Below are 20,564 nucleotides of genomic sequence, written 5' to 3' on the forward strand. Positions count from 1 at the left end.
TGCGCGCCCGCCAGCTATGCGGCGACCCAGTCAAACCCCCACGGTGCACGCCCCTGTTAATCCGCCGTCAGCGCATTCGACTTCTTTTCGACTTGCAGCTACCGATCGTTTTAATCAGAAACACCCATTACGGGCTTCTTCACCGTACCAAGAACATTAAATGCACTGGTAATGTTTCTTTTTAGTAAATTACGCGAAAAGGCTGCATTTCACCTCATCAATAAAACTGCTAATTGAAATCAGCTAGTTCGCAACGTTGAGCGAACAGTTTATGCTTCGCTCACATCTTGCTGACTCTAATGTCTTTTATTGTTGCGTCCGCAAGGTGCCGTTTTCTCTAAAAAATGGCATTTCGAGTTGAATATGAATCTCGTCATTTCGAGCTTCATTTCCTCTTTCTTGCGCCCTTTATCGCCTTACTCGTTGTTAAAGTGCGGCTCGGAATAAACTCATGTAGCGTGCATCAGGTTTGCGTCAGTGATTCGCTCCCAGCGGAAGAGCATGAAAAAGTCAGATGACGCCAACCCTCTCAGCCGTAATCGGCGCCGGATTGTCCGGCTATAAACGCTTCCTTGTATGGGCCGCGGTTTTCAGCGTTTTCGTGAACACGCTGACTCTCGGAATACCGCTCTATACAATTCAGGTTTTCGACCGTGTGCTGCCGAGCGGCAGCGGCGCGACGCTCGTCGTGCTGACCATCGCGGTCCTGGGCGGCATCGCGGCCGCCAATGCGCTCGAGGAAGTGCGAGCTCGCCTTCTCATCTCACTCGGCATCCAGTTCGACGCGCAACTGTCCAAGCAACTGTTCGAGCGACTTGTCGAACGGGACGGAGATGCCGCGAGCGTCACGAAGGGGGGCGCAGTTCGCGATCTCGATACGGTGCGCCACGCGTTGACGGGCAGCGCCATCCTCACTCTATTCGACCTGCCGTGGACGCCTTTGTTCCTGCTAGCGTGCTTCTATCTGCACCCGGTGCTGGGCATCATTTCACTGGGAGGCGCCTTGCTGGTGATCGGGCTCGCGGTGCTGAACCAGGTTCTCGTCGGACAGCGCCTCGCGACGTCGGCGAAGCTCACCGAGGAAAGCTATCGGCTGACCGAAGGCGTGATCGGGAATGCCGAGACCGTGCGGGCCATGGGCATGCTGCCGGAGCTTTCCAAGCGCTGGTCGGACATTCGCGTCCAGGCCATCGGCATGCAGGCGGACGCCAGCGCGGGAAACTCGTCGGTTTCGAGCGTCATCAAGTTCGTCCGCTATACGCTGCAGGTTTTGATCATGGGCGCCGGCGCGTGGCTTGCGGTCGGCCGTGAGATCTCGCCCGGCTCGCTGTTCGCCGCCTCTCTCATCTGCACTCGCGCCCTGATGCCCGTCGACCAGCTCGTCGGTGTCTGGCGGCAGATTCTTTCGGCTCTGGCCGCACTCGGGCGCGTTGAGGAGGTTTTGGCCGTTCCGCTTCGGCCGAAGACGATGGAGCTGCCTATTCCGGCAGGGCGTCTCTCTGTCGAGGCGCTCTCCTACACGGTTCCTGGCGCACGCGCGCCGACACTCAACGACATCTCGTTCCTCGTGAACCCCGGCGAATCACTCGGCATCGTCGGCCCCAGCGCGGCCGGCAAATCGACGCTCGCGCGCCTCCTCGTCGGAGCGATCAAGCCCACTGCCGGCAATGTGCGCCTGGACGGCGCCGACGTGTGGTCCTGGGGTCGCGCGCAATTCGGCACCTTCACCGGCTACGTATCGCAGAACATCGAGCTGTTCGAAGGCTCGATCGCCGAGAACATTGCGCGGTTTCGCACTGTCGATGCCGCCGAGATCGTAGCCGCGGCCCGTCTTGCCGGCGTGCACGAGATGATCCTCGGCTTTCCGAAGGGATACGACACGCGACTGCTCGCGTCCGGCGCGCCGCTCTCCGGCGGACAGCGGCAACGCATCGCGCTCGCGCGGTCCGTGTTCGGCAATCCGAAACTCGTCGTTCTCGACGAGCCCAACTCCAATCTCGACAGCGACGGCGAAACGGCACTGCACGGGCTGCTCGCCGCACTCAAAGCGCGTGGAACGACCGTGATCATGATCGCGCACAGGCCCAGCATTCTCGTCTCGCTCGATAAAGTTCTGGTACTGACCAACGGCGCGGTTGCCGAGTTTGGCCCGATCGCGCGCGTCATGCCGCGAATCGCGCCGGGCTTTGCGACCGGCCAGAAGAGAATTGGAGAGAGCGCATGAAACACGCACTCGCCAAGCTCGAGCTCCTCAAGTCGGAATTCGCGAATACAGCCGCAACCAACGGCTCCGCCCCAAACGGCGAAGCCGATCCGAAGGGCGCATCCGCTGTCCGTTCGGTCGCGGGCTCCGCAAATTTCAATCAGGCGGTTCGCCTGATAAAAATCGGTCTTATCGTCGTACTCGGGTTCTTCGGGTTTCTTGGCGGCTGGGCCGCTTTGAGCCCGATCGAGAGCGCTGCCATCACTTACGGCCTCGTCGGAGCGGACGGAAACCGCAAAGCCGTACAGCACGTGGACGGCGGTATCGTGAGCGCCATCCTCGTCAAGGAGGGCGATCTCGTCAGCGCCGGGCAAGAACTGATCCGGCTTGAGCAGGTGCAGGCCCGCGCTGCGCTCGAAATTCAAACCGAATCGGTCACGACGCTTTCGACCGTGCTGGCCCGGCTCGAAGCCGAATCAGCCGGCCGGCCGGCGGTCAACTTCCCGAAGGCGCTCATCGAGCGGCGCAGCCAGCCGAGCGTCGATCAACTGCTGACGTCGCAAGAGCAGATCCTGCAGGCGCGGCGCAGCGCCAACGCCACGCAGGCCGGCACCATCCGCGAGCAGATCAAGCAGGCGCGCACGCAGATGGATATCTACAAGGGGCAGGCCGATGCGGCCGCGGACCAATATCGCATGGTCAACGAGGAGCTTGGCCCGAAGCAGATGCTCTACGACAAGGGCTATGCGACCAACTCGCCTTTGATGCAGCTCAAGCGCGCCGCGTCGGCCCTGCTCAGCCAGCAGCAGGAGTATCAGGGCCACATCATGCGGCTGCAGCACCTGATCGGGCAGCTCGAAAACCAGATCGTTCAGGTCGACAGCGATTTCCGCCTCAAGATCGCTCAGGAACTCGAAGATGCGCGCGGCAAGCTCGCCGACGCAACGGAGCGCGAGCGGGTCGCCAGGGATATCCTGGTCCGCACCGTCATTCGGGCGCCCGTCAGCGGCCACGTGCTGGGGCTCACCGTCAATACGGTGGGCGGAGTGATCGGCAAAGGCGAGCGCCTGCTTGAGATCGTGCCAGCCGATTCCGGAATCGTCATAAAGGGGCAGCTTCGCCCGACCGACGGCCTCGAGGTGCATGAAGGCATGCGCGCCGAGCTGCGCGTGCTCACCACGCAGGGCCGGCGGCTTCCAGTGGTACATGGAACTATCCGCACACGCTCCGCAGACGCGCGCCCTGATTCGGAAGGACATGCCCTGTTCTTCGACATCACCGTGGACGTCGACCCGTCGGAACTCAAAAAAATCGACGGGCTCAAGCTGATGCCGGGAACTCCGGTCGAGATCATCATCCCGACAGGCTCGCGCACGGTCCTTGATTACATATTGGAGCCGATCACGATGTCGATGCGTCACGGCCTGCGTGAGAAATAGCGTCGACTTCCCATCCCAGAGACCCAGCGGGGGAGATTTATGGAAGCACTGATACTTTGTGGTGGACTCGGTACGCGCCTGCGCGAGGAAACCGAATTCAAGCCCAAGCCGATGGTCGAAGTGGGCGGCAAGCCCATGCTCTGGCACATCATGATGCACTATCGCCACCACGGCGTGGGGCGGTTCGTGCTTTGCCTCGGCTATAAGGGCGACGCGATCCGCGATTACTTCGTGAACTACCATCAACGGGCCCACGACCTCGAAATCGACATCCGCACCGGTGGCATCTACGCACAGCGGACGACCAACTCCGAACTCCTCGATGCCCGCGTCGTGCTCGCCGAAACCGGTCTCGAAAGCCTCACTGGCCGGCGCATTCTGCGCGCGCTCCCCCATATCGAGGGCGATACCTTCCTTGCGACCTACGGCGACGCGGTTGCCGACGTCGATATCGACGACCTCATCGCCACCCACAAGCGCATGGGCAAGCTCGCGACCGTCACGGCCGTGCATCCGTCTTCCCGCTTCGGCGAACTTGCTATCGACGACGGCATGATCACGAGCTTTGCCGAAAAGCCACAGGTCACCCAGGGCTGGATCAACGGCGGCTACTTCGTGTTCAACCGGCGCGCGTTCGACATGCTGGACCCGACGCTCAACGAGCCGCTCGAAACCGGCCTCCTGGAGCGCCTCGCCAAGATGGGTGAGCTTGCCGTGCACCAGCATGGCGGCTTCTGGCAGTGCATGGATACCTATCGCGAAATGCAGCTCCTGAACGACATGTGGACGTCGGGCAAGGCGCCGTGGCAGGTCTGGAACTAAGGCTGGAGCCTCGCATGACGGCGCCGCTCAAGCGCACCTTCTGGACGGGGCGCCGCGTCTTCGTGACCGGGCACACCGGCTTCAAAGGCGGATGGCTGATGGGACTCTTGCGCCAGCTCGGCGCGGAAGCCTCGGGCTATGCGCTTGCGCCGCCTTCCAATCCGAACCTGTTCGATGTGGCGGGCGTAGCCGGACTCGGTACGTCGACGCTCGGCGACATCCGGGACGCGTCGCGAATCAAAGCTGCTATGGCAGCCGCCGACCCGGAGATCGTGCTGCATCTGGCCGCGCAAGCGCTGGTGCGCCCGGCGCGGGCGGAGCCAGTCGAAACCTTCTCGACTAACGTCGTCGGCACCGCGCAGGTGCTCGATGCGGTCCGCGAGACCGCGAGCGTGCGAGCCTGCGTCGTCATCACCAGCGACAAGGTCTATGACAACGTCGAGTGGCCATGGGCCTATCGCGAGACCGACCGGCTCGGCGGCAAGGAGCCTTACGGGGCGAGCAAGGCCTGCACCGAGATCGTCGTCGAAGCCTACCGTGCCTCCTATTTCTCGGGCGACGGGCGACCAGCCTGCCTTGCCACAGCGCGCGCCGGTAACGTCATCGGCGGCGGCGACTGGGCCGAGGACCGCCTGATCCCGGACGCCATTCGCGCCTTCACGGCGGGCGAAGCGCTGATGATCCGCAACCCTTCCTCGGTGCGGCCCTGGCAGCACGTGCTGGAGCCGCTTTCGGGCTACCTCGCGCTCGCGGAGGCACTTGTCGAGAAAAGTACGCTGCCGCAGCCGCTCGCGTTCAATTTCGGCCCCGCTCAAGAGGATGCGGTTTCGGTGCGGGTCATCGCCGACGAAATCTCCTCTCGCTGGGCTGACGGTGCCCATTGGCGGCACGACACGCGTTTCCAGCCCTACGAAGCCCGCCTTTTGGAAGTGGACAGCGCAAAGGCCCGCGGCGCGCTGAACTGGGGGCCGCGCTGGCGGCTTTCTGAGGCACTGGACCGGACGATCTCCTGGTACAAGGCCTATAATGGAGGCCAAGACATGCACGCCTTCACCCTTCGCCAGATCGACGAGTATCTCAATGGCTGATCCCAATTCCAAAACCGACGCCGTGCGTACGCTTCCCTGCCGGGCGTGCGGAACACCGCTTCGCCATGTGTTCGTGGACCTCGGGATGTCGCCGGTTTCGAATGCCATGCGGCTGCCGGCCGAGGCGCATCTCGCCGAGCCTTTCTATCCGCTGCGCACGTTCGTGTGTGAGGCCTGCAAGCTCGTGCAAATCGAGGACGTGCAGCCGGCCGAAACGCATTTCCACGGCTCCTACACGTATTTCTCGTCCTACTCGAAATCCTGGGTCGAGCATGCGCGCCGCTACGCCGACATGATGATCCAGCGGTTCGGGCTCGGCGCGGCGTCCAAGGTTGTCGAGGTCGCGAGCAACGACGGCTATCTGCTGCAGCATTTCAAGGCGGCCGGCATTCCCGTGCTCGGGATCGATCCGGCGGCCAATTGCGCGGAAGTGGCCGAGCGCGAGCGGGGCATCCCGACGCTGGTCCGCTTCTTCGGCGCCAAGACCGCAACCGAGGTTGCCGACGCCGGCAAGGCCGACGTCATCGCCGGCAACAACGTGCTGGCGCATGTGCCGGACATCAACGATTTCGTCTCGGGGCTCAAGATCCTGCTCAAGGACGGCGGCGTCATCACCATCGAGTTCCCGCATCTCCTGCGGCTGATCGAAGCCAAGTACTTCGACACGATCTATCATGAGCACTATTCGTATCTGTCGCTGCTCGCGGTGGAGCGCCTGTTCGCGCGCCACGGGCTTCAGGTGTTCGACGCGGAAGAGTTGCCGACGCACGGTGGCAGCTTGCGCATCTTCGCGGGCCACACTGGAACGACCGCCGCCGATTCGGAGCGCCTCGTCTCGTTCCGTGCGCGGGAAGCCGCCGCCGGGCTCGACGCACTCGATATCTACAGCTCCTTCGCCGCCGAGGTGCGCCACGCCAAGCGCGCGCTGCTCAATACGCTGATCAGCCTAAAGGAGAAGGGCGCGCGTATCGTGGCATACGGCGCTGCTGCCAAGGGCAACACGCTGCTCAACTATTGCGGCATCCGCGGCGATTTTATCGACTACGCGGTGGACGCAAGCCCGCACAAACAGGGCCTCCTGCTGCCTGGAACGGCGCTGCCCGTCTACGCGCCAGACCGCATCTTCGAAACCAAGCCCGACTACGTGCTGATCCTGCCCTGGAACCTCAAGGACGAGATCATCGGCCAGATGGCGGGGATCCGCGACTGGGGCGGGCAGTTCATCGTGCCGCTGCCCGAGCCTTTGATCATCCCATGATCTTCGAAGCGACGCCCCTGGCCGGCGCGTACGTGATTACGCCGGAGCCGATCTCCGACAACCGGGGCTTTTTCGCGCGCCTGTTCTGCGCGACAACCTTCACCGAACGCGGGCTCAATCCGCATCTCGACCAGATCAGCCTCTCCCAGAACATTCACGCCGGCACCGTGCGCGGGATGCATCTGCAGCGCCCGCCGGCCGCCGAATGCAAGCTCGTGCGCGTGACGGCTGGAGCCGTCTACGACGTGATCTTGGATGTGCGGGCGGGATCGGAGACCTACGGCCGCTGGTACGGCGTCGAGCTTTCGGCCGCAAACCGCATGCTTCTGTATATTCCCGAGGGCTTCGCGCATGGCTTCCAAACGCTGGTTCCCGGCACCGAGGTCACCTATCACATCTCGCGCGGCTATGAGCCGGCGCTTGCCGCGGGCATCGCCTACGACGATCCAGACCTCGCGATTTCCTGGCCGCTTCCGCCTCCCGTCGTGATCTCCGAGCGGGACGCAGCGTGGCCGCGGCTTCGCGACTTCGACCCGATCATCCTCCCATGACCGCCGCCACCGAAAAGAACGCCACCGTGTTCGGCGCCAACGGCTTCGTCGGGCGGGCGCTGGTTTCCCATCTCAAAGAGCGCGGCTATCAGGTTCGCGAGAGCGTGCGCGAGGACACCTCGTGGCGGGGCGCCGATCTCGGGCACGCGTTCTACACGATCGGGCTTACGGCAGATTTCCGCTCGCGCCCGTTCGAGACGATCGATGCGCATGTGACGCTCTTAACGGACATCCTGCGGGGCGCGCGGTTCACGTCGTTCGTCTATTGCTCTTCGACACGTGTTTATGGGACGACCTCGTCGACCGATGAAGACACGCCGATCCCGGCACTGCCGTCGAACCCGGATCATCTCTACAATCTCTCGAAGCTGATGGGAGAGGCGGCGTGCCTCGGGGCGGGGCTAAGCAATGCACGCGTCGCGCGCCTTTCAAATGTGTTCGGCCGGGATCTGGCCTCGCAGAACTTCCTGACCTCGATCTTGCGAGACGCGATCGAAACCGGCCGCGTCCATCTTCGGAGCGCTCTCGACTCCGAGAAGGATTACGTCTGGGTCGGCGATGTGGTGCGGGCTCTGGAAGCCATTGCCGTGTCCGGCGACGCGCCGATCACCAACGTTGCGTATGGGCACAACACGACCCATCGGGAGATCCTGGATCAGATCCGGGCGCTGACGGGGGCTGAAGTTTCTATCGAAGCTGGCGCGCCGCGGGTGGCGTTTCCGGCGATCGCGACCAGCCGCCTCGATCAGCTCGGCGTCACCGAGCGCACGTCGCTTTCGGCGATGATGGCCGACCTCGTGGCCACTTTCCGCAACGTCTAGAGCGTGTTTGCTTTTCTGCGAATCGCAATCCCGCTCTAGATTCTTGATGAGACCAATGATTCACGCTTCGGGCATTTCCTGCGCTGCCGATTCACGCCGCGCCCGATAGGGGTCGCGACGATCGGAGCGCATAGGGCCGAAGCGATCATGGTCTAGTTCAAATCTTCGGGCAGGCGCGGCACGGGAAGGAACGGAATGCCGTCCTCTGCCAGCTCTCGCGCTTCATCGACAGAGGCCTCGCCGTAGATGCCGCGCGCCGGGCTTTCCTCGAAATGAATGCGGCGCGCTTCCTCGGCAAACTTGCCGCCCACGTACTCGGCCTTGGTGTGCACTTCCTGGCGGAACTGGCGCAGCAGACGGTGCAGCTCCTGCGGGGGAATTTTCATGTCGGCCGCCGCTGCAGCAACCGCCTCGCTCGGCGCACCAACCTCTTTCGGTGCGGGTGTCTCGCTGGTTGCGCTCTTGTTCGTTGCGCTCTTGGCAACGGCCGGCGCCATAATGGCCTTGTTGACGGAATGAGTTCCGCAGTGCGGACAGACAAGCTGCTTGGCCGCGACCTGCGCCTCGTAGGCCGCCCCGCTCTGAAACCACCCCTCGAAGTCATGCCCCTCGTGGCAGACCAGGCTGAACTTGATCATGACGTGACCTCTGTGGCGGCCTTTGCACCCGCCTCGACCACTTCGAACTTCCTATCGTGCCGCAAAGACGGCACGCGAGCGCGGACATCCGCGATTTGCCCCAAGTCTACATCCGCGAAAATGACCGACGGGTGAACGCCGCCTTCCGCAAGCACCTCGCCCCACGGCGAAACGATCAGGCTGTGCCCGAAGGTTTCGCGGCCGTGCTCGTGCAAACCGCCCTGGCCCGCCGCAAAGACGAAGCACTGGGTCTCGATCGCGCGCGCGCGCAGCAGCGTAACCCAGTGGGCTTCGCCCGTGAGACGGGTGAATGCCGCGGGCACCGCGATGAACGACGCCCCGGCCTGGGCAAGCGCCCGATAGAGATAGGGAAAGCGGAGGTCGTAGCAGATCGAGAAGCCGAGCTTGCCCCAAGGCAGATCAGCCACCACGGCCTGCGTGCCGGGCTCGTAGTTCGTGCTTTCGCGGTAGACCTCGCCATTCGGTAGATCCACATCGAACATATGGATCTTGTCGTAACGGGCTGCCACCTCTCCAGCCGGCGAAATCAGAAAGGCACGGTTGGCGAGCTTGGTATCGCTCACCTTCACCACCAACGAGCCGAGGTGAAGCCAGATCGACAGCTCCTTGGCGAGAGCCTTGAAGTGACGCAGCGCGGCATCGGAATTTTCGGGCTCGGCCGCGGCAAACAGCCGTTCGCGCTCGAGCTCCATGAGATTGGTGACCTCGGGGGTCTGGACGTACTGGGCGCCGCCACTTGCCGCTTCGCGGATCAGCGCTGTGGCGTCGCTGAGATTGCGCGCGACATCGCGCCCCGAACACATCTGAACCAGCGCGACGCGAAGCGCCTCCGTCGGATCGGTCTCGGACATACCCCTAATGTCCCGCAGACAGAAGAGGATCGAGCTTGCCGCTCCGTTCGAGGCACATCAGATCATCGCAGCCGCCCACGTGCTGCTCGTCGATCCAGATCTGAGGGACCGTATTGCGACCGCCCGCCTTGGACTTCATCTCGGCGCGAAGCGTCGCCTGCCCGGTCACGTCAACCTCTTCGAAGGTCACGCATTTTGCCCTCAGAAGCTCCTTTGCCATGTGGCAGTAAGGGCAAAGGATCGTGGTGTAGATTGTGACTTTGGCCATGTCTCCCAGGGTTCCTCGACGGCCAACCTGATTGCATTTTGCTAAATGGCGCAGGGCCCAACCACGCGTTTCCGCGCCGTAACGCTATTTACGCAACGATTTGCGGCATTTTTCCAGTGTTGAGAAGGGCTTTCAAGAGGGAATGACGGCGCGATCGGTTACAAGGGCCAGCGCCAGGACATCCACCCGCGTCGCTCCGGCCCTTCGGAGGGCCCGGGCACAGGCGCCGACGGTCGATCCCGTCGTTATGACATCGTCGATGAGCAAGATGTTGCGGCCTCTTATGCGCGCCTCCCGACGCGGCGGGACGGCGAAAGCCCCCGCTACATTGCGCTGGCGCGCGCCCCGCGACAATCCGACCTGGCTGGCGGTGGCCCGCGTCCGCTCCAGGGTCAGCGGCTCGTAGCAGATGCCGGCGAGTTGACCCACTTCGCGCGCCAGAATGGCCGCCTGATTGAAGCGGCGCATGACAAGCCGCCTGCGCGCGAGCGGAACCGGAACCACGACATCGGCATCAAGCACCAACTCGCGACCGGCCTCGACCAGCCACTTCCCAAGCAGGCGGCGCACGTCGTGGCGGTCGTGAAACTTGAGGGCGTGCACCAGCGTGCGCATCGATCCCGTATGGGCGGCCACGGCGCGGGCCCGGTCATAGGACGGAGGGTCTGCTACGGCGGCGGCCGACACCGCCCCCTCTCCTGCATCGAAGGGGAGCGGAATTCCCAAGCGGTCGCATAGCGGCGGGCGAATAAAGTCGATCTCGCGCCAGCAGCCAGCGCAGAGCGCGTCGTGGGAGCCGATCGGCGTCCGGCACACCAAGCAGACGGGCGGCATCACGAGATCGGAGAGGGCCGTGAAGACGCGCCGAAAGAGCCCGGGGCCTAGAGTGGCCGCGGTGAGCTGGTCGGTGTTCTCGTCCAGGCTCGTTTCCGACACCTCGCACCCTCCGGCGGCTTCGGGCCCGCCCGCGCCAAATCTCTTTCGTGCTAGAAAGGCGCCGCTGTTCAGGGCGGCCAGGCTGGACTTTCCGTCCCTCGGCGGCCACTTAGACTTCGGAAGCCCCCTCATCTGCGGATGCTCGCGCGTCCGCACGCACCTTAGCGAAGAACGTCCCGTATTCAAATGTCCGAGCCTCGCCCCTTGTTCGACAGTGCGCTTCTGGCCAGCCGGCGCAACCGCGCGGCCGGCCGGGCCGCAGACCATGATTTTCTGCTGCGCCGGGTGGCGGACGATCTCACGGAACGGCTCGCCATCGTAAAGCGCGACTTTCCGGTTGCGCTCGACCTCGGCTCTCATCACGGCGTTCTCGGGCGACAGATCGGAGCAAGCCCCAATGTCGGGCGCCTCATCTCGTTAGACCCATCGGCGCGGCTTCTTGCGCAAGCGCCAGCTCCGCGCGTGCAGGGGGCGCTCGAAGCCTTGCCGTTCGCACCCGCTTCGTTCGACCTCGTGATATCCGGGCTTTCGCTGCAGCTCGTCGACGACCTGCCGGGCACGTTGTTTCAGATCCGGCACGTGCTCAAACCGGACGGCCTGCTGCTCGCGGCGGTGCTCGGCGGACAAACGCTCAAGGAACTACGCGAAGCGTGGCTTCTCGCGGAAGACGACCTCTTGGGCGGAGCTTCGCCGCGTGTCGCGCCGTTCGCGGACGTGCGCGATCTCGGCGGCCTGTTGCAGCGGGCCGGGTTTGCTCTCCCAGTGGCCGACTCCGATACGGTTGCCGTAACCTATGCGGACCCACTCGCACTGATGCGTGACATCAAAGGCATGGGCGCGTCCAACATGCTGCTCGACCGGCGCCGGGTTCCGGCGACGCGCCGGCTTCTGATGCGCGCGGCCGAGATCTACGTCGAGCGGTTCGGGCTGGCAGGCGGGCGCGTGCCGGCGACATTCGAAATCCTGACGCTCACGGCTTGGGCTCCGCACGAAAGCCAACCCAAACCGCTGAAGCCGGGATCGGCGCAAGCTCGCCTTGCAGACGCCCTCGGCGTGCCGGAGCGGAAGGCCTAGTTTTTCCGGAAACGTTCTAGAACCTTCGCACCATGTAGCGCGCGTCGGCGTCATAGGTGAGAAGCCTGGCGTGGAGCGACGGCTCGGACACGACCTCGAAGCCGAAGCGGCTCCAGAACGGAATAGACTTGTTCACTGCCACCAGCGACACGTTCGGCAACGCGCGGCTCCTGGCGTGCGCGATGACAGCATTTGCGAATGCAGATCCTGCACCGGATCCTCGGGTTTCCGGCAACACCGCGAAATCGTGGATGTAGTAAGTCGTCGGCCTTTCGGGCAGCGTGCCCAGCATGACGTTCAGAGCCGGCGGCTCGGCACAGCGCCAGGGATGGGTGATGGCGTAGCCGGACACGGCTCCTTCATGCTCCAGCACCGCACATCCCTCCGGATAGAGCGCCAGACGCTCGGCCTGAACGGCATCGTCTTCCGGGTAAGAGATGTGGACCTTGTTCGCGACCGACGCGACCGCTGCCAGATCGGCCTGCGTCATCGGCCGCCAAACACCGCGCTCAAGCTCGACCCGCATGACAGGTCCTCCTAGCCCAAGAGGTCGCGCAACCATGGGATCAACGGGGCGTCGGCCGGCGGCATCGGGTAGTCGGCCAGGCGCTTGGCGCGAACCCAGGTCACTTCCTGACCCTCCTGAGGCGTGATTTCCCCCTCCCAGTTGCGGCACAAATAGAGCGGCATCAGCAGGTGAAAATCGCGGTAGGCGTGGCTCGCAAACGTAAACGGCGCGAGGCACGTTTCGCATACCTCGATCGCCAGCTCCTCCTTGAGCTCGCGGATCAGCGCTGCCTCGGGCGTCTCGCCGGCATCGACTTTTCCACCCGGAAATTCCCAAAGCCCGCTGAGCGATTTACCTTCCGGGCGCTTGCTAATCAGGACCCGATTGTCCGAATCGACGAGCGCAGCCGCCGCCACCAGAAGAATTGGCTTAGTCATGAGGTGATTTGGACCTTGTGCGGACAGGAACGGCGTCTATACGAAAGGGCATGGGAACGGCACTTCATTCGCTCGGACACTATGCGCCCGAGCGGCGCGTGACAAATGCGGAAATCGAGGCGCGTCTCGGCGTCGAAAGCGGCTGGTGCGAGCAGCGGACCGGGATTCGCGAACGCCGGTTTGCGGCACCTGACGAGGCGCTGTCCGATCTCGCGTTCAAAGCTGGGGAGATGGCGCTCGGCGCTTCCGCATTCGATCGAAGCTCGATCGGTCTCTTGGCGCTTGCAACGTCGACGCCGGATCATCTGCTGCCGCCTTCGGCGCCGCTCGTGGCGCATCGGCTCGGCCTCACCGGGGCCGGGGCCATCGATATGGCGGGCGCCTGCGGCGGCTTTCTCTATGCGCTCACGTTCGCAGATGGATTTGTCCGCCAGCACAACGCGCCGGCCCTCGTCATCGCGGCCAACATTCTTTCGCGCCGTCTGAACCTCGACGATCCCAAGAGCGCGCTGTTGTTCGGCGACGCCGCAGGTGCGGTTCTGCTCGTCCCGTCCGACCGGCCGACTTCGGGCGTGCGCGGCGTGCATCTCGCCTCGGACGGCTCAGCCTACGATCTGATCAAGATCCCGGCGGGCGGCAGCAGACGTCCGTTCGAAAACGGGCTCGATCCCGCCGCAACGCTGATGCAAATCAAGGACGGCCGGGCGGTGTTCACGCGCGCGGTCAAGATCATGACGGACTCGTCGAAAAAGGCGCTGGCGCGGGCGCAATTGACGCTCGACGACATCGACTATTTCGTGCCTCATCAGGCCAACGCACGCATCATCGGAGCGGCGCAGAAGCAGCTCGGTGTCCCCGATGACAAACTGATTTCGACCGTCGCGCTTTACGGCAACAGCTCTGCTGCGACGATCCCGCTGTCGCTCTCGATCGCTGCGGAGGCGCGTCCGTTCCGCGTCGGCGAACGGCTTCTGCTCACGGCTGCCGGCGCGGGCCTCACCGGCGGCGCGCTGGTGCTAGAAGTTTAGCGCATCTGCTGCAGATTGAGGGCGCGGGTCAGGGCGTCTTCTGCGGAACCTATGTTGTTAGCGACGGGCTTCGGTGGCGCGCGCGGTGGCAGCAGGCCCGGCATCGGGTTTTCGCGCGCGTGCCCTGTCAAATCCTCGAGCAGGATTTCGAGCAGGGGGGCCGCAACATCCGCGGCATGGATCTTCGTCGCCCACGGCTCCGATCCGGACCCGGTTCCGACCAGCACGACATACGAATAAGCCGCGCCGTTCGCGAACTGGAGACCGCCCGCGGTCCAGACATCGACGGTGGCATTCATATCCGCCGTGACCTGCGTGCCGGTCTTGGCGAAATGCAGACGCAGGCCGGTCCGCCGCCCCGCGCACCACGACGAGAGCGATTTCAGCGTGCCGGCCGGCGCGCTGCCGGTTTTGTAACAGAGAGGTGCCGACAACAGCGCCCGCAGCAGCGGCACAGCGCGGCGTTGGATCAGCCGGTTCGGGATGATGGGATCGCGAACATCCAAGTGCTTCTCGCGCGCGTCTTCGGCGTGTGTGTAGTCGTAACTCTTCACGAGCGTCGGCTCGCGGACGGGCGTCGCGCCGCGGCCGATCAGGGCTGCGAGGATCACCGCCGACATATGGTGCACCTTGCGTGGCGATCCGGAGATCTGCCCGAGAACGGCCGCCGTCGAGGGCGGCGTCCCATGCCCCGACGCGTCTGCCGGCGGCATCGTGAAGCCGAAGCCGTCGATGAGGCGGCGCACACGCTCCTGGCCGGCGAGCGCCGTCCGGTTGATCAGCGGGGCGTTGAGCGAGCAGGCGAAACTGACGAGCGCTGTGCGGCCGAAGCGGTTGTTGCCCTTGGCACAGGTTTCCAGCCCGCGGGCAGGGGCCTCGGTATCGACGTAAAGCGACGCGGTGCTGTCGCGTCCGCTGTTGGCAATCGCGATGGCCGCGATCATCTTGCCGGTGGAGGCGATCATGCGCGGATCGCGAGTGGGGTCGTAAAGGCCGGTTGCGGGATTGCGCGCGACCGGGGCACCGAAATAGGGCGCCGTCTCGCCCGCCTCGTAGTAGCGCACGATCTCGCCCTTCGCGTTGGCGGCGACGACCGTGATGGACGGTAGCTTGCGATCCGGCCCGGCGCGCGCGGGATCGAGCGCGTAGCCCTTGTCGAGCTTCGGCTGCACGGCTGCGTCGATCTTCGCGAGAGCGGTCTTGATCTTGTCATGGAACGCGAGATTGGTGGCCGCATCGAAGGTGGTCGTGACGCCGCGGACATGATCACGCCAGCCGAAGCCGTAGATCTCCTTCATTTCCTCGCGCAGACCGAAGCGGGCCGCCGGCATCAGCGCATTGGCGCGGGCAACGGGATTGGCGCGGGCGCGCCTGGCTTCGCCCGGTGCGTAGCGATCGAGGGCGGCCTGAAGCTTCGGCTTCACTTTGGGATCGGGCGGGCCACCAGCCATCGCGATCAGCTCGAACAGGACCTGCTTTTTCAAATCCTCGTCGGTAATGAGGGCTTCCGCACAGAGGCGCGCGCGCACCTCTACGATAAAGCGCCAGCGGTCGAGGCGCACTTCGTTGAGGCGTTCGTCGCCCTTGAGCAGGATGATCGGTTTGTTGACGGCAGAGGCGAGGACGAACTGCTCGGCAATCGACAGCTCGCTCGAATCCTTGCCGAACACCACGCGGCTCGTGATCTCGACGCCATGCAGCGGCGCGCCGCCCGTCCTCTGCGCCAGCCAGAGGTGGTTTGCGGCCCACTGCTTCAAGAGCGTCGGGTCTCCGCCGCGCGTCAGCTCATGATAGACGACGGGCGCGAGCCACCATTCTCCGAACTTGCGGGAGAGCTTGGTCATCGCGCCTTCGCCGCTGTGGGGCGGGGTGTTGTAGATCACGCGAACGAGCTGCATGGGCAGCGTGGAGCCGCCGACACCGAGGCTCGGCCGGCGCAACGCAATGGAGCGCAGCGCCGAGGAGTAGGGGATCTTCAAGACGCCCGCGAGATCGATGCCGAAGGGGTTCAGCCAGGTGCCGAGGTAGCGGTCCTCGTGATGGACGAGGCATTGCCAATAGTGAGGTGGTACCTCGCGCACCGGGATCGATTTGTGGTCCGGATTGGCTGTGTAGTTGCCGACGTCGATAGCGGCGTCGGTGTAGTTCACGTCGCGCCGGCTATCGAGGCGCGCATCGAACGTGCCCGCAAAGCTGCCGTTGCCGTCGTAGATGGCCGTCGCCAGCCAGCGCTCGGCGTCATAACGGAGCTTTTCTCCAAGAAAATAGTGCCCGGCGAGCCCGCGCAGCGGCGCCACCGCATAAACAAGGACGACCGCGAAGAAGGCATAGGCGACCGCGGCGACGAACACGTAGCGCAGCGGGCCGAGGCGGGGATTGAAGGCGACAAGCTCGCCGAACAAGCTCACGAACCGCATCGGAATGCTGATCACGAGCTCGCGCACGTTGGCGAGGAGGCGGAGAACGAACAGCATGACGCGACAGGATTTCTACGGCGCTTCTGCCAATCGTCTTAGGCGACGTTTATGGCCGAAGCTCGGGGGAATCGAGGCGCGCGCCCGAAACAGAAGCCTCAGCATCGAAATCCTGGCGTTGCTCGCGAAAAAGCATACGCCGAGGAACGTGCCTAAGCCGCATTTAAAGATCAGGAGATGTCGGCCAATTGCAGGTCAAAGACCCAGACTACGACCGGCTGCTACATCGTGTTGAGAAGAACGAAAAGCCCAACGCCGACAGCCGGCCCCAATAAAGTGGCCACAACAAGCATCAAGAATGATTTGCCAAGCATAACACAAACAGACCCCGCGAACTCTACACAACCTCACTGCGAAGCCGCCCACTCCTCGCCGTGTCTTCCGATGCCTCGCGAACCCTCACCCGCGAAACAAGGAGATAATACAACAAGAAAATAATTCCCTCATCACAGAATCCCAATTTCGCCACAATGTTATCTCGCGTCGGCGAGCGTTTTTGTTGCGATGCAAATGAAAATCGATGCCCAAAGAAAATTGCTATAGTTTTTCAAAATCTTGAATTGCCGTGTTGCATGCAGCACATGTGCATAGCCCTGTGCAAAACAGCGTTCCGGGGAGTTTGAGCGGCTTCTGTGGGTAAAAAACGTTGCAGCCGGGCAACAGGTCTTTAGTCCTATCCCTTGGTCCGTCAGCTATGTTACGGGCGGGCGGCCGCGTTTTTCGCAGACGCACCTTTCGGTCACGAGCGGCGCACCGTGGAGGTTCGGCCCATCGGGTCGAACAAGCGAAGCTGGCGCTCATCCTGCCCCTTGGTTTCGTGCGCGAGCTGTTCGATGCGGTCGAACGGAACCTGCTCGGCCTCGATCAACGAGCGCTGCGCCTTCATGGCGCGCACGAGCCCTTCCTGGACGAGATGGAATTCACCCACCGTCTGGCCCGGCAGAACAGCGGCCGGATCGAGCCCGCTTTCGCTCTGGAAGGCAGCCTTGAGCTTGCGTAGCGCGGTGTCTTCACGAACTCGGCCGATGAACCAGCTGGTGATCTGATCGCGCGATTTGTAGTCGAGGTCGCCCGGCGACTGGGTCGCCAGCATCAGGCCGAGGCCGGCCGAACGGGCACGCTTCAGCAAGCTCTGCAGCGGCTCGGCCGTGGCCGGCTTGGCGTTGGCCGGAATGTAAAGGTCCGCTTCGTCGAACATGACCACGGCCTGCAGCTCGTCGTTCGGGTTGCGCTGGCAGAAGCGCAGCGCCTCCGAAAGGAACTGGGAGACCCAGAACAGAATGTTCTCGTTGTCGCCGAGGAAGCCGGTGTAGATGACCGAAAGGCGCGTGCGGCCTTCGCGGGCGAACGAGCCCAGGCCGAGCAGCGCATCCATGCGCAGGCTCTCGCCGCCCCCCTCGAACAGCGCCGCGTTGCGATAACGAAGGCTGTCGAGCTGGGCCACGAGGTCACGGCGGATCTTGCCGGACGGGTCCATGCGCTGTGTGAGATCCGTCAGTTCGGGATCTTCGTCCTCCAACAGTGCAATGAGATCGGACAGCGTCACCTCGCGGCTGTGGCGAGAGCCCAGGATGCGGAGTGCGACCGACAGCGTTCCCGACTGCTTCTGGTGCGTCGCCGAGTTCTTCAGATGCAGCATGTCGCCGAGCGCGGCCGCCGAAAGGTTGGCCAAAAGCTGCTGCTCGTGATCGGGCAGCTCGTTGATGCCGTTCGGCAAAAGCGTGATCGAGATCGGCCGGCCGGATGAACGACCCGGCGTGTACACGGCGACATCGATGGCGTCCGCCAGCCGCTCGCGTTCGCCGCGGCGTTCGCTGAACTCGTCGTCGTTGGCGCGCCAGACATCGGGGTTGGCGTAGCTGCAGAGATCGCCCTTGCGGTCGATCAGCACCGCCGGAATGCCCTTCAAGAGGAGCTGCTCGATAAGCGTAAGTGCGAGCGTCGTCTTACCCGAACCGGAACCGCCGAGCACGGCGGCGTGCCGCTTCAAGACGTTCATGTTGAGCGTCACCGGCTTGCTGCGGTTGCCGATCTCGCGGCCGGCGAAGATGCTGGTGCCGTTGCTGCCGGTCTCGTCCAGTATAACGGACAACGGCAGTTCGTCGTCGTTGGCGGGAAGCGGCTCGGCAGAGCCTTCGCTCAACGACCACGGCGGCGGCAGCGCAGGGTTTTGCGAAGCGCCTGCTTCCCCAGACGGAGCGGCCACTGCGCTCTTGGCGGTATCCAATGCGGGTTCGGCTTCGCGCGTGACGCGCGGCAGCGTACGGCCAAGAAGATCGAGACGCAGGACGCTGATGATCGAAATGATGTTCGACAGCAGCTTTGCGTCCGCGAACCAAGCCAGGAAGCCGGGGTCGTTCTTGTAGTGCGCGTAGAACTCGCGCACCATCATCATGCGCTCCCACTCGGGGATCGGAATCGTGAACAGGCGGCCACCGCCCTCGCGGAACTTGCGGAAGGCCTGCGCGGTCTGATTTTTCTTGTTCGGCGGATAGTCGCTCGCCCGCAGCATGACGCAGCTCTTGCCCGACGTCATCGGCAGAACCTTGTCCAGCTGGCGCTTCAAGCCGCCGCCCTGCGTCGTGCGGTTGCAGAGAAACACGCGCGTCTCGCTCATGTGGCCGGACTTGTGGTTGACCCGCAGATCGACCGCCGGAACCTCGTCGGAAATCTCGAGACGCCCGACCGTGAGCTTGATGGCGCCGCTCCACTCTTCCTTGGCGAGCGCAAGCGAGGACGCGAAAACGTCCATCAGCTCGTTCTCGTCGGAGGGGATCTCGGCCTCGGACGCACTCTGGAAACGTTCCCAGGCGTCGCGGTAGTCGACCGACGGCGAAAGCGGCCGCGAGGTCTCGCCCTCGGGGCTTCCGAAAATGCCGCCGAGAACAGACGCCAGTGTCGATGTCCACGAGCCCTGTGCATCGGGCTCGTCGTCGCCCTCGGGCGCGGTCTTGTCACGCAGACGGTTCTGCGCATGCTCCAGAAGACGGCGCGTCGAGAGACCGCCGAACTCTTCGAAGAAGTCAGGGCCGAAATACTGTGCGGGATCGGGGAAGTCGAGGCCGCCAGCGTTCTCGGCAATATGCTCGAGCCGCTTGGCGATGATCAGGCGCGCCTCTTCGGGCGTGCGCGTTTCGAGCAGCGGCACGGGGCCGGACTTCTCGATGCGATCGACGTAAGACTGGGCGAGGACGCCCCGCACCTGTCCGTAGAAATCCTCGAGGCACGAAATGATGATGATCGCATTCGGCAGCCGGTTCGCGATCTGGATGAGATCGCGCGCCGCCTTCTGAAAGCGCTCCTCGGCGTCGTCGAAGAAGCGCAGATCTTCGACCTGATCGATCGAGAACACCAGCGCCGCGCGCTCGACGGTCCACATCAGCGTGCCGACGGCCGTGATGATCTCGAAGGCGCGATCCTCGCCGGTGTTGGGATCGAGCGCAGCGACGGCTTCACGCGCGAGCGGCGTCAGCTGGCGCCCGAACAGATACTGCCGGATGCGCTGATCGATGCGGGGATCCTTGCGCTCGAGATAAAGGAGCGCGCGCACGATGTTGATGTCGAGTTCGAGATCGCGAAACTTGGGGCTCGCGACGACCTCGTCGGCGAGCTTCAGAACGAGACTGGCAAGCTCGTCGTCCGACAACGCGCCGTCGGAGAGCTGCTTGCGGTTCGCCTTCGATAACACCTCGGTGTCGCCGACCAGGCTCTCGGTCAGCCGCGTCAGGCCGCTGATGCCCTCGTTATCCGGGTCGTAGGGCTTCTCCAGCGAGTGAATAAGGCGGCGCAGATAATAGTCGGCATAGTTCGCCACGTCCGGCGTCATCTGGGCGTAACCGAAGTACGCCCTGCCTTCACGATGGGCGGTCGTGCGGAGAGCGCGCAGAAGATGCGTTTTGCCGGCGCCGGACTGGCCATGAAACAAAAGAATGCGCGATTGCGTGGCCGCGCCGTTGCGCCCGCTCGTCACCTGCGACAAGAGGTCGGCGAACTTGCGGCGCGCCTTTACATGCACTTCGGGGACGTCGACGGGATCGGCCCGCCAGATGTCGTCCTCCCAAGTGATGCTGTGCTCAAAGGCCTGAGACAGCTTGTCCGTAGCCCCGGCCTCGACGACTTCCTGATGCATGCGCGAACGTTCTCCAAC

17 protein-coding genes are annotated in these 20,564 nt (G+C 63.7%); 9 read left to right on the forward strand and 8 right to left on the reverse strand.

Annotated elements, in window-relative coordinates; all coding sequences use genetic code 11:
- Positions 1-514 precede the first annotated feature (514 nt).
- The 7 genes from RCO24_RS14240 to RCO24_RS14270 are packed head-to-tail and all read left to right on the forward strand — an operon-like array spanning position 515 to position 8,182.
- Positions 515-2,224, forward strand: coding sequence for a type I secretion system permease/ATPase (locus RCO24_RS14240; protein WP_308963013.1), 1,710 nt, complete (start codon positions 515-517; stop codon positions 2,222-2,224).
- Positions 2,221-3,642 (forward strand): HlyD family type I secretion periplasmic adaptor subunit, encoded by a 1,422-nt coding sequence (locus RCO24_RS14245; RefSeq protein ID WP_308963015.1) that lies wholly within the window; start codon positions 2,221-2,223, stop codon positions 3,640-3,642. The genes RCO24_RS14240 and RCO24_RS14245 overlap by 4 nt, the downstream gene beginning before the upstream one ends.
- Positions 3,643-3,681: 39 nt before the next feature.
- On the forward strand, positions 3,682-4,464 hold the full coding sequence (locus RCO24_RS14250) for a sugar phosphate nucleotidyltransferase (protein ID WP_308963017.1): 783 nt from the start codon (positions 3,682-3,684) through the stop codon (positions 4,462-4,464).
- Positions 4,465-4,478: 14 nt separating this feature from the next.
- Positions 4,479-5,552 (forward strand): CDP-glucose 4,6-dehydratase, encoded by a 1,074-nt coding sequence (gene rfbG, locus RCO24_RS14255; RefSeq protein ID WP_308963018.1) that lies wholly within the window; start codon positions 4,479-4,481, stop codon positions 5,550-5,552.
- A complete protein-coding gene (locus tag RCO24_RS14260; protein ID WP_308963019.1) occupies positions 5,545-6,810 on the forward strand; it encodes a class I SAM-dependent methyltransferase in 1,266 nt (421 codons plus the stop codon). The genes rfbG and RCO24_RS14260 overlap by 8 nt, the downstream gene beginning before the upstream one ends.
- Entirely contained in the window at positions 6,807-7,361 is a 555-nt protein-coding gene (gene rfbC, locus RCO24_RS14265; RefSeq protein WP_308963021.1) for a dTDP-4-dehydrorhamnose 3,5-epimerase, read from the forward strand. Before RCO24_RS14260 ends, rfbC begins: the two co-directional genes overlap by 4 nt.
- On the forward strand, positions 7,358-8,182 hold the full coding sequence (locus RCO24_RS14270) for an SDR family oxidoreductase (RefSeq protein ID WP_308963023.1): 825 nt from the start codon (positions 7,358-7,360) through the stop codon (positions 8,180-8,182). The genes rfbC and RCO24_RS14270 overlap by 4 nt, the downstream gene beginning before the upstream one ends.
- A gap of 152 nt (positions 8,183-8,334) precedes the next feature.
- On the opposite strand, the gene RCO24_RS14275 is transcribed toward RCO24_RS14270, so the two are convergent.
- The 4 genes from RCO24_RS14275 to RCO24_RS14290 form a co-directional block, all read right to left on the reverse strand.
- A complete protein-coding gene (locus RCO24_RS14275) occupies positions 8,335-8,820 on the reverse strand; it encodes a DUF1178 family protein (RefSeq protein WP_308963025.1) in 486 nt (161 codons plus the stop codon).
- Positions 8,817-9,692: a carbon-nitrogen hydrolase family protein gene (locus RCO24_RS14280; RefSeq protein WP_308963027.1), complete on the reverse strand. Its 876-nt coding sequence runs from the start codon at positions 9,690-9,692 to the stop codon at positions 8,817-8,819. The genes RCO24_RS14275 and RCO24_RS14280 overlap by 4 nt, the downstream gene beginning before the upstream one ends.
- 4 nt (positions 9,693-9,696) lie before the next feature.
- Complete coding sequence (grxC, locus tag RCO24_RS14285; RefSeq protein ID WP_308963029.1) at positions 9,697-9,960, reverse strand: glutaredoxin 3; 264 nt, start codon at positions 9,958-9,960, stop codon at positions 9,697-9,699.
- Between the two features lie 132 nt (positions 9,961-10,092).
- Positions 10,093-10,896 carry a ComF family protein gene (locus RCO24_RS14290; RefSeq protein WP_308963031.1) on the reverse strand — a complete coding sequence of 268 codons (804 nt, stop codon included), beginning with the start codon at positions 10,894-10,896 and terminating at the stop codon, positions 10,093-10,095.
- A gap of 186 nt (positions 10,897-11,082) precedes the next feature.
- On the opposite strand from RCO24_RS14290, the gene RCO24_RS14295 reads away from it, so the two are divergent.
- Complete coding sequence (locus RCO24_RS14295; protein WP_308963033.1) at positions 11,083-11,970, forward strand: methyltransferase domain-containing protein; 888 nt, start codon at positions 11,083-11,085, stop codon at positions 11,968-11,970.
- Positions 11,971-11,986: 16 nt separating this feature from the next.
- Here the strand turns inward: RCO24_RS14295 and RCO24_RS14300 are convergent, their stop codons facing one another.
- Together RCO24_RS14300 and mutT are read right to left on the reverse strand one after the other, a co-directional pair.
- Positions 11,987-12,496: a GNAT family N-acetyltransferase gene (locus tag RCO24_RS14300; RefSeq protein WP_308963035.1), complete on the reverse strand. Its 510-nt coding sequence runs from the start codon at positions 12,494-12,496 to the stop codon at positions 11,987-11,989.
- 11 nt (positions 12,497-12,507) lie between these two features.
- A complete protein-coding gene (mutT, locus tag RCO24_RS14305; protein WP_308963037.1) occupies positions 12,508-12,915 on the reverse strand; it encodes an 8-oxo-dGTP diphosphatase MutT in 408 nt (135 codons plus the stop codon).
- Positions 12,916-12,965: 50 nt separating this feature from the next.
- On the opposite strand from mutT, the gene RCO24_RS14310 reads away from it, so the two are divergent.
- A complete protein-coding gene (locus RCO24_RS14310; RefSeq protein WP_308963039.1) occupies positions 12,966-13,943 on the forward strand; it encodes a beta-ketoacyl-ACP synthase III in 978 nt (325 codons plus the stop codon).
- On the opposite strand, the gene RCO24_RS14315 is transcribed toward RCO24_RS14310, so the two are convergent.
- Both RCO24_RS14315 and RCO24_RS14320 read right to left on the reverse strand, forming a co-directional pair.
- Positions 13,940-16,417 (reverse strand): transglycosylase domain-containing protein, encoded by a 2,478-nt coding sequence (locus RCO24_RS14315; protein WP_308963041.1) that lies wholly within the window; start codon positions 16,415-16,417, stop codon positions 13,940-13,942. The genes RCO24_RS14310 and RCO24_RS14315 overlap by 4 nt on opposite strands.
- A 739-nt stretch (positions 16,418-17,156) precedes the next feature.
- Positions 17,157-20,546 carry a helicase HerA-like domain-containing protein gene (locus RCO24_RS14320; RefSeq protein ID WP_308963043.1) on the reverse strand — a complete coding sequence of 1,130 codons (3,390 nt, stop codon included), beginning with the start codon at positions 20,544-20,546 and terminating at the stop codon, positions 17,157-17,159.
- Positions 20,547-20,564: the final 18 nt, after the last annotated feature.

It is taken from the genome of Hyphomicrobium sp. LHD-15 (assembly GCF_031157355.1).
Taxonomy (GTDB): domain Bacteria; phylum Pseudomonadota; class Alphaproteobacteria; order Rhizobiales; family Hyphomicrobiaceae; genus Hyphomicrobium_C.

Bases quoted from the DNA above. Each gene is read 5' to 3' on its own strand.
- RCO24_RS14270 (WP_308963023.1), top strand. From the start codon at position 7,358: ATGACCGCCGCCACCGAAAAGAACGCCACCGTGTTCGGCGCCAACGGC.
- RCO24_RS14295 (WP_308963033.1), top strand. From the start codon at position 11,083: ATGTCCGAGCCTCGCCCCTTGTTCGACAGTGCGCTTCTGGCCAGCCGG.
- mutT (WP_308963037.1), bottom strand. From the start codon at position 12,915: ATGACTAAGCCAATTCTTCTGGTGGCGGCGGCTGCGCTCGTCGATTCG.
- rfbC (WP_308963021.1), top strand. From the start codon at position 6,807: ATGATCTTCGAAGCGACGCCCCTGGCCGGCGCGTACGTGATTACGCCG.
- grxC (WP_308963029.1), bottom strand. From the start codon at position 9,960: ATGGCCAAAGTCACAATCTACACCACGATCCTTTGCCCTTACTGCCAC.
- RCO24_RS14275 (WP_308963025.1), bottom strand. From the start codon at position 8,820: ATGATCAAGTTCAGCCTGGTCTGCCACGAGGGGCATGACTTCGAGGGG.
- RCO24_RS14250 (WP_308963017.1), top strand. From the start codon at position 3,682: ATGGAAGCACTGATACTTTGTGGTGGACTCGGTACGCGCCTGCGCGAG.
- rfbG (WP_308963018.1), top strand. From the start codon at position 4,479: ATGACGGCGCCGCTCAAGCGCACCTTCTGGACGGGGCGCCGCGTCTTC.
- RCO24_RS14315 (WP_308963041.1), bottom strand. From the start codon at position 16,417: ATGCTGTTCGTTCTCCGCCTCCTCGCCAACGTGCGCGAGCTCGTGATC.
- RCO24_RS14245 (WP_308963015.1), top strand. From the start codon at position 2,221: ATGAAACACGCACTCGCCAAGCTCGAGCTCCTCAAGTCGGAATTCGCG.
- RCO24_RS14300 (WP_308963035.1), bottom strand. From the start codon at position 12,496: ATGCGGGTCGAGCTTGAGCGCGGTGTTTGGCGGCCGATGACGCAGGCC.
- RCO24_RS14310 (WP_308963039.1), top strand. From the start codon at position 12,966: ATGGGAACGGCACTTCATTCGCTCGGACACTATGCGCCCGAGCGGCGC.
- RCO24_RS14260 (WP_308963019.1), top strand. From the start codon at position 5,545: ATGGCTGATCCCAATTCCAAAACCGACGCCGTGCGTACGCTTCCCTGC.
- RCO24_RS14280 (WP_308963027.1), bottom strand. From the start codon at position 9,692: ATGTCCGAGACCGATCCGACGGAGGCGCTTCGCGTCGCGCTGGTTCAG.
- RCO24_RS14240 (WP_308963013.1), top strand. From the start codon at position 515: ATGACGCCAACCCTCTCAGCCGTAATCGGCGCCGGATTGTCCGGCTAT.
- RCO24_RS14320 (WP_308963043.1), bottom strand. From the start codon at position 20,546: ATGCATCAGGAAGTCGTCGAGGCCGGGGCTACGGACAAGCTGTCTCAG.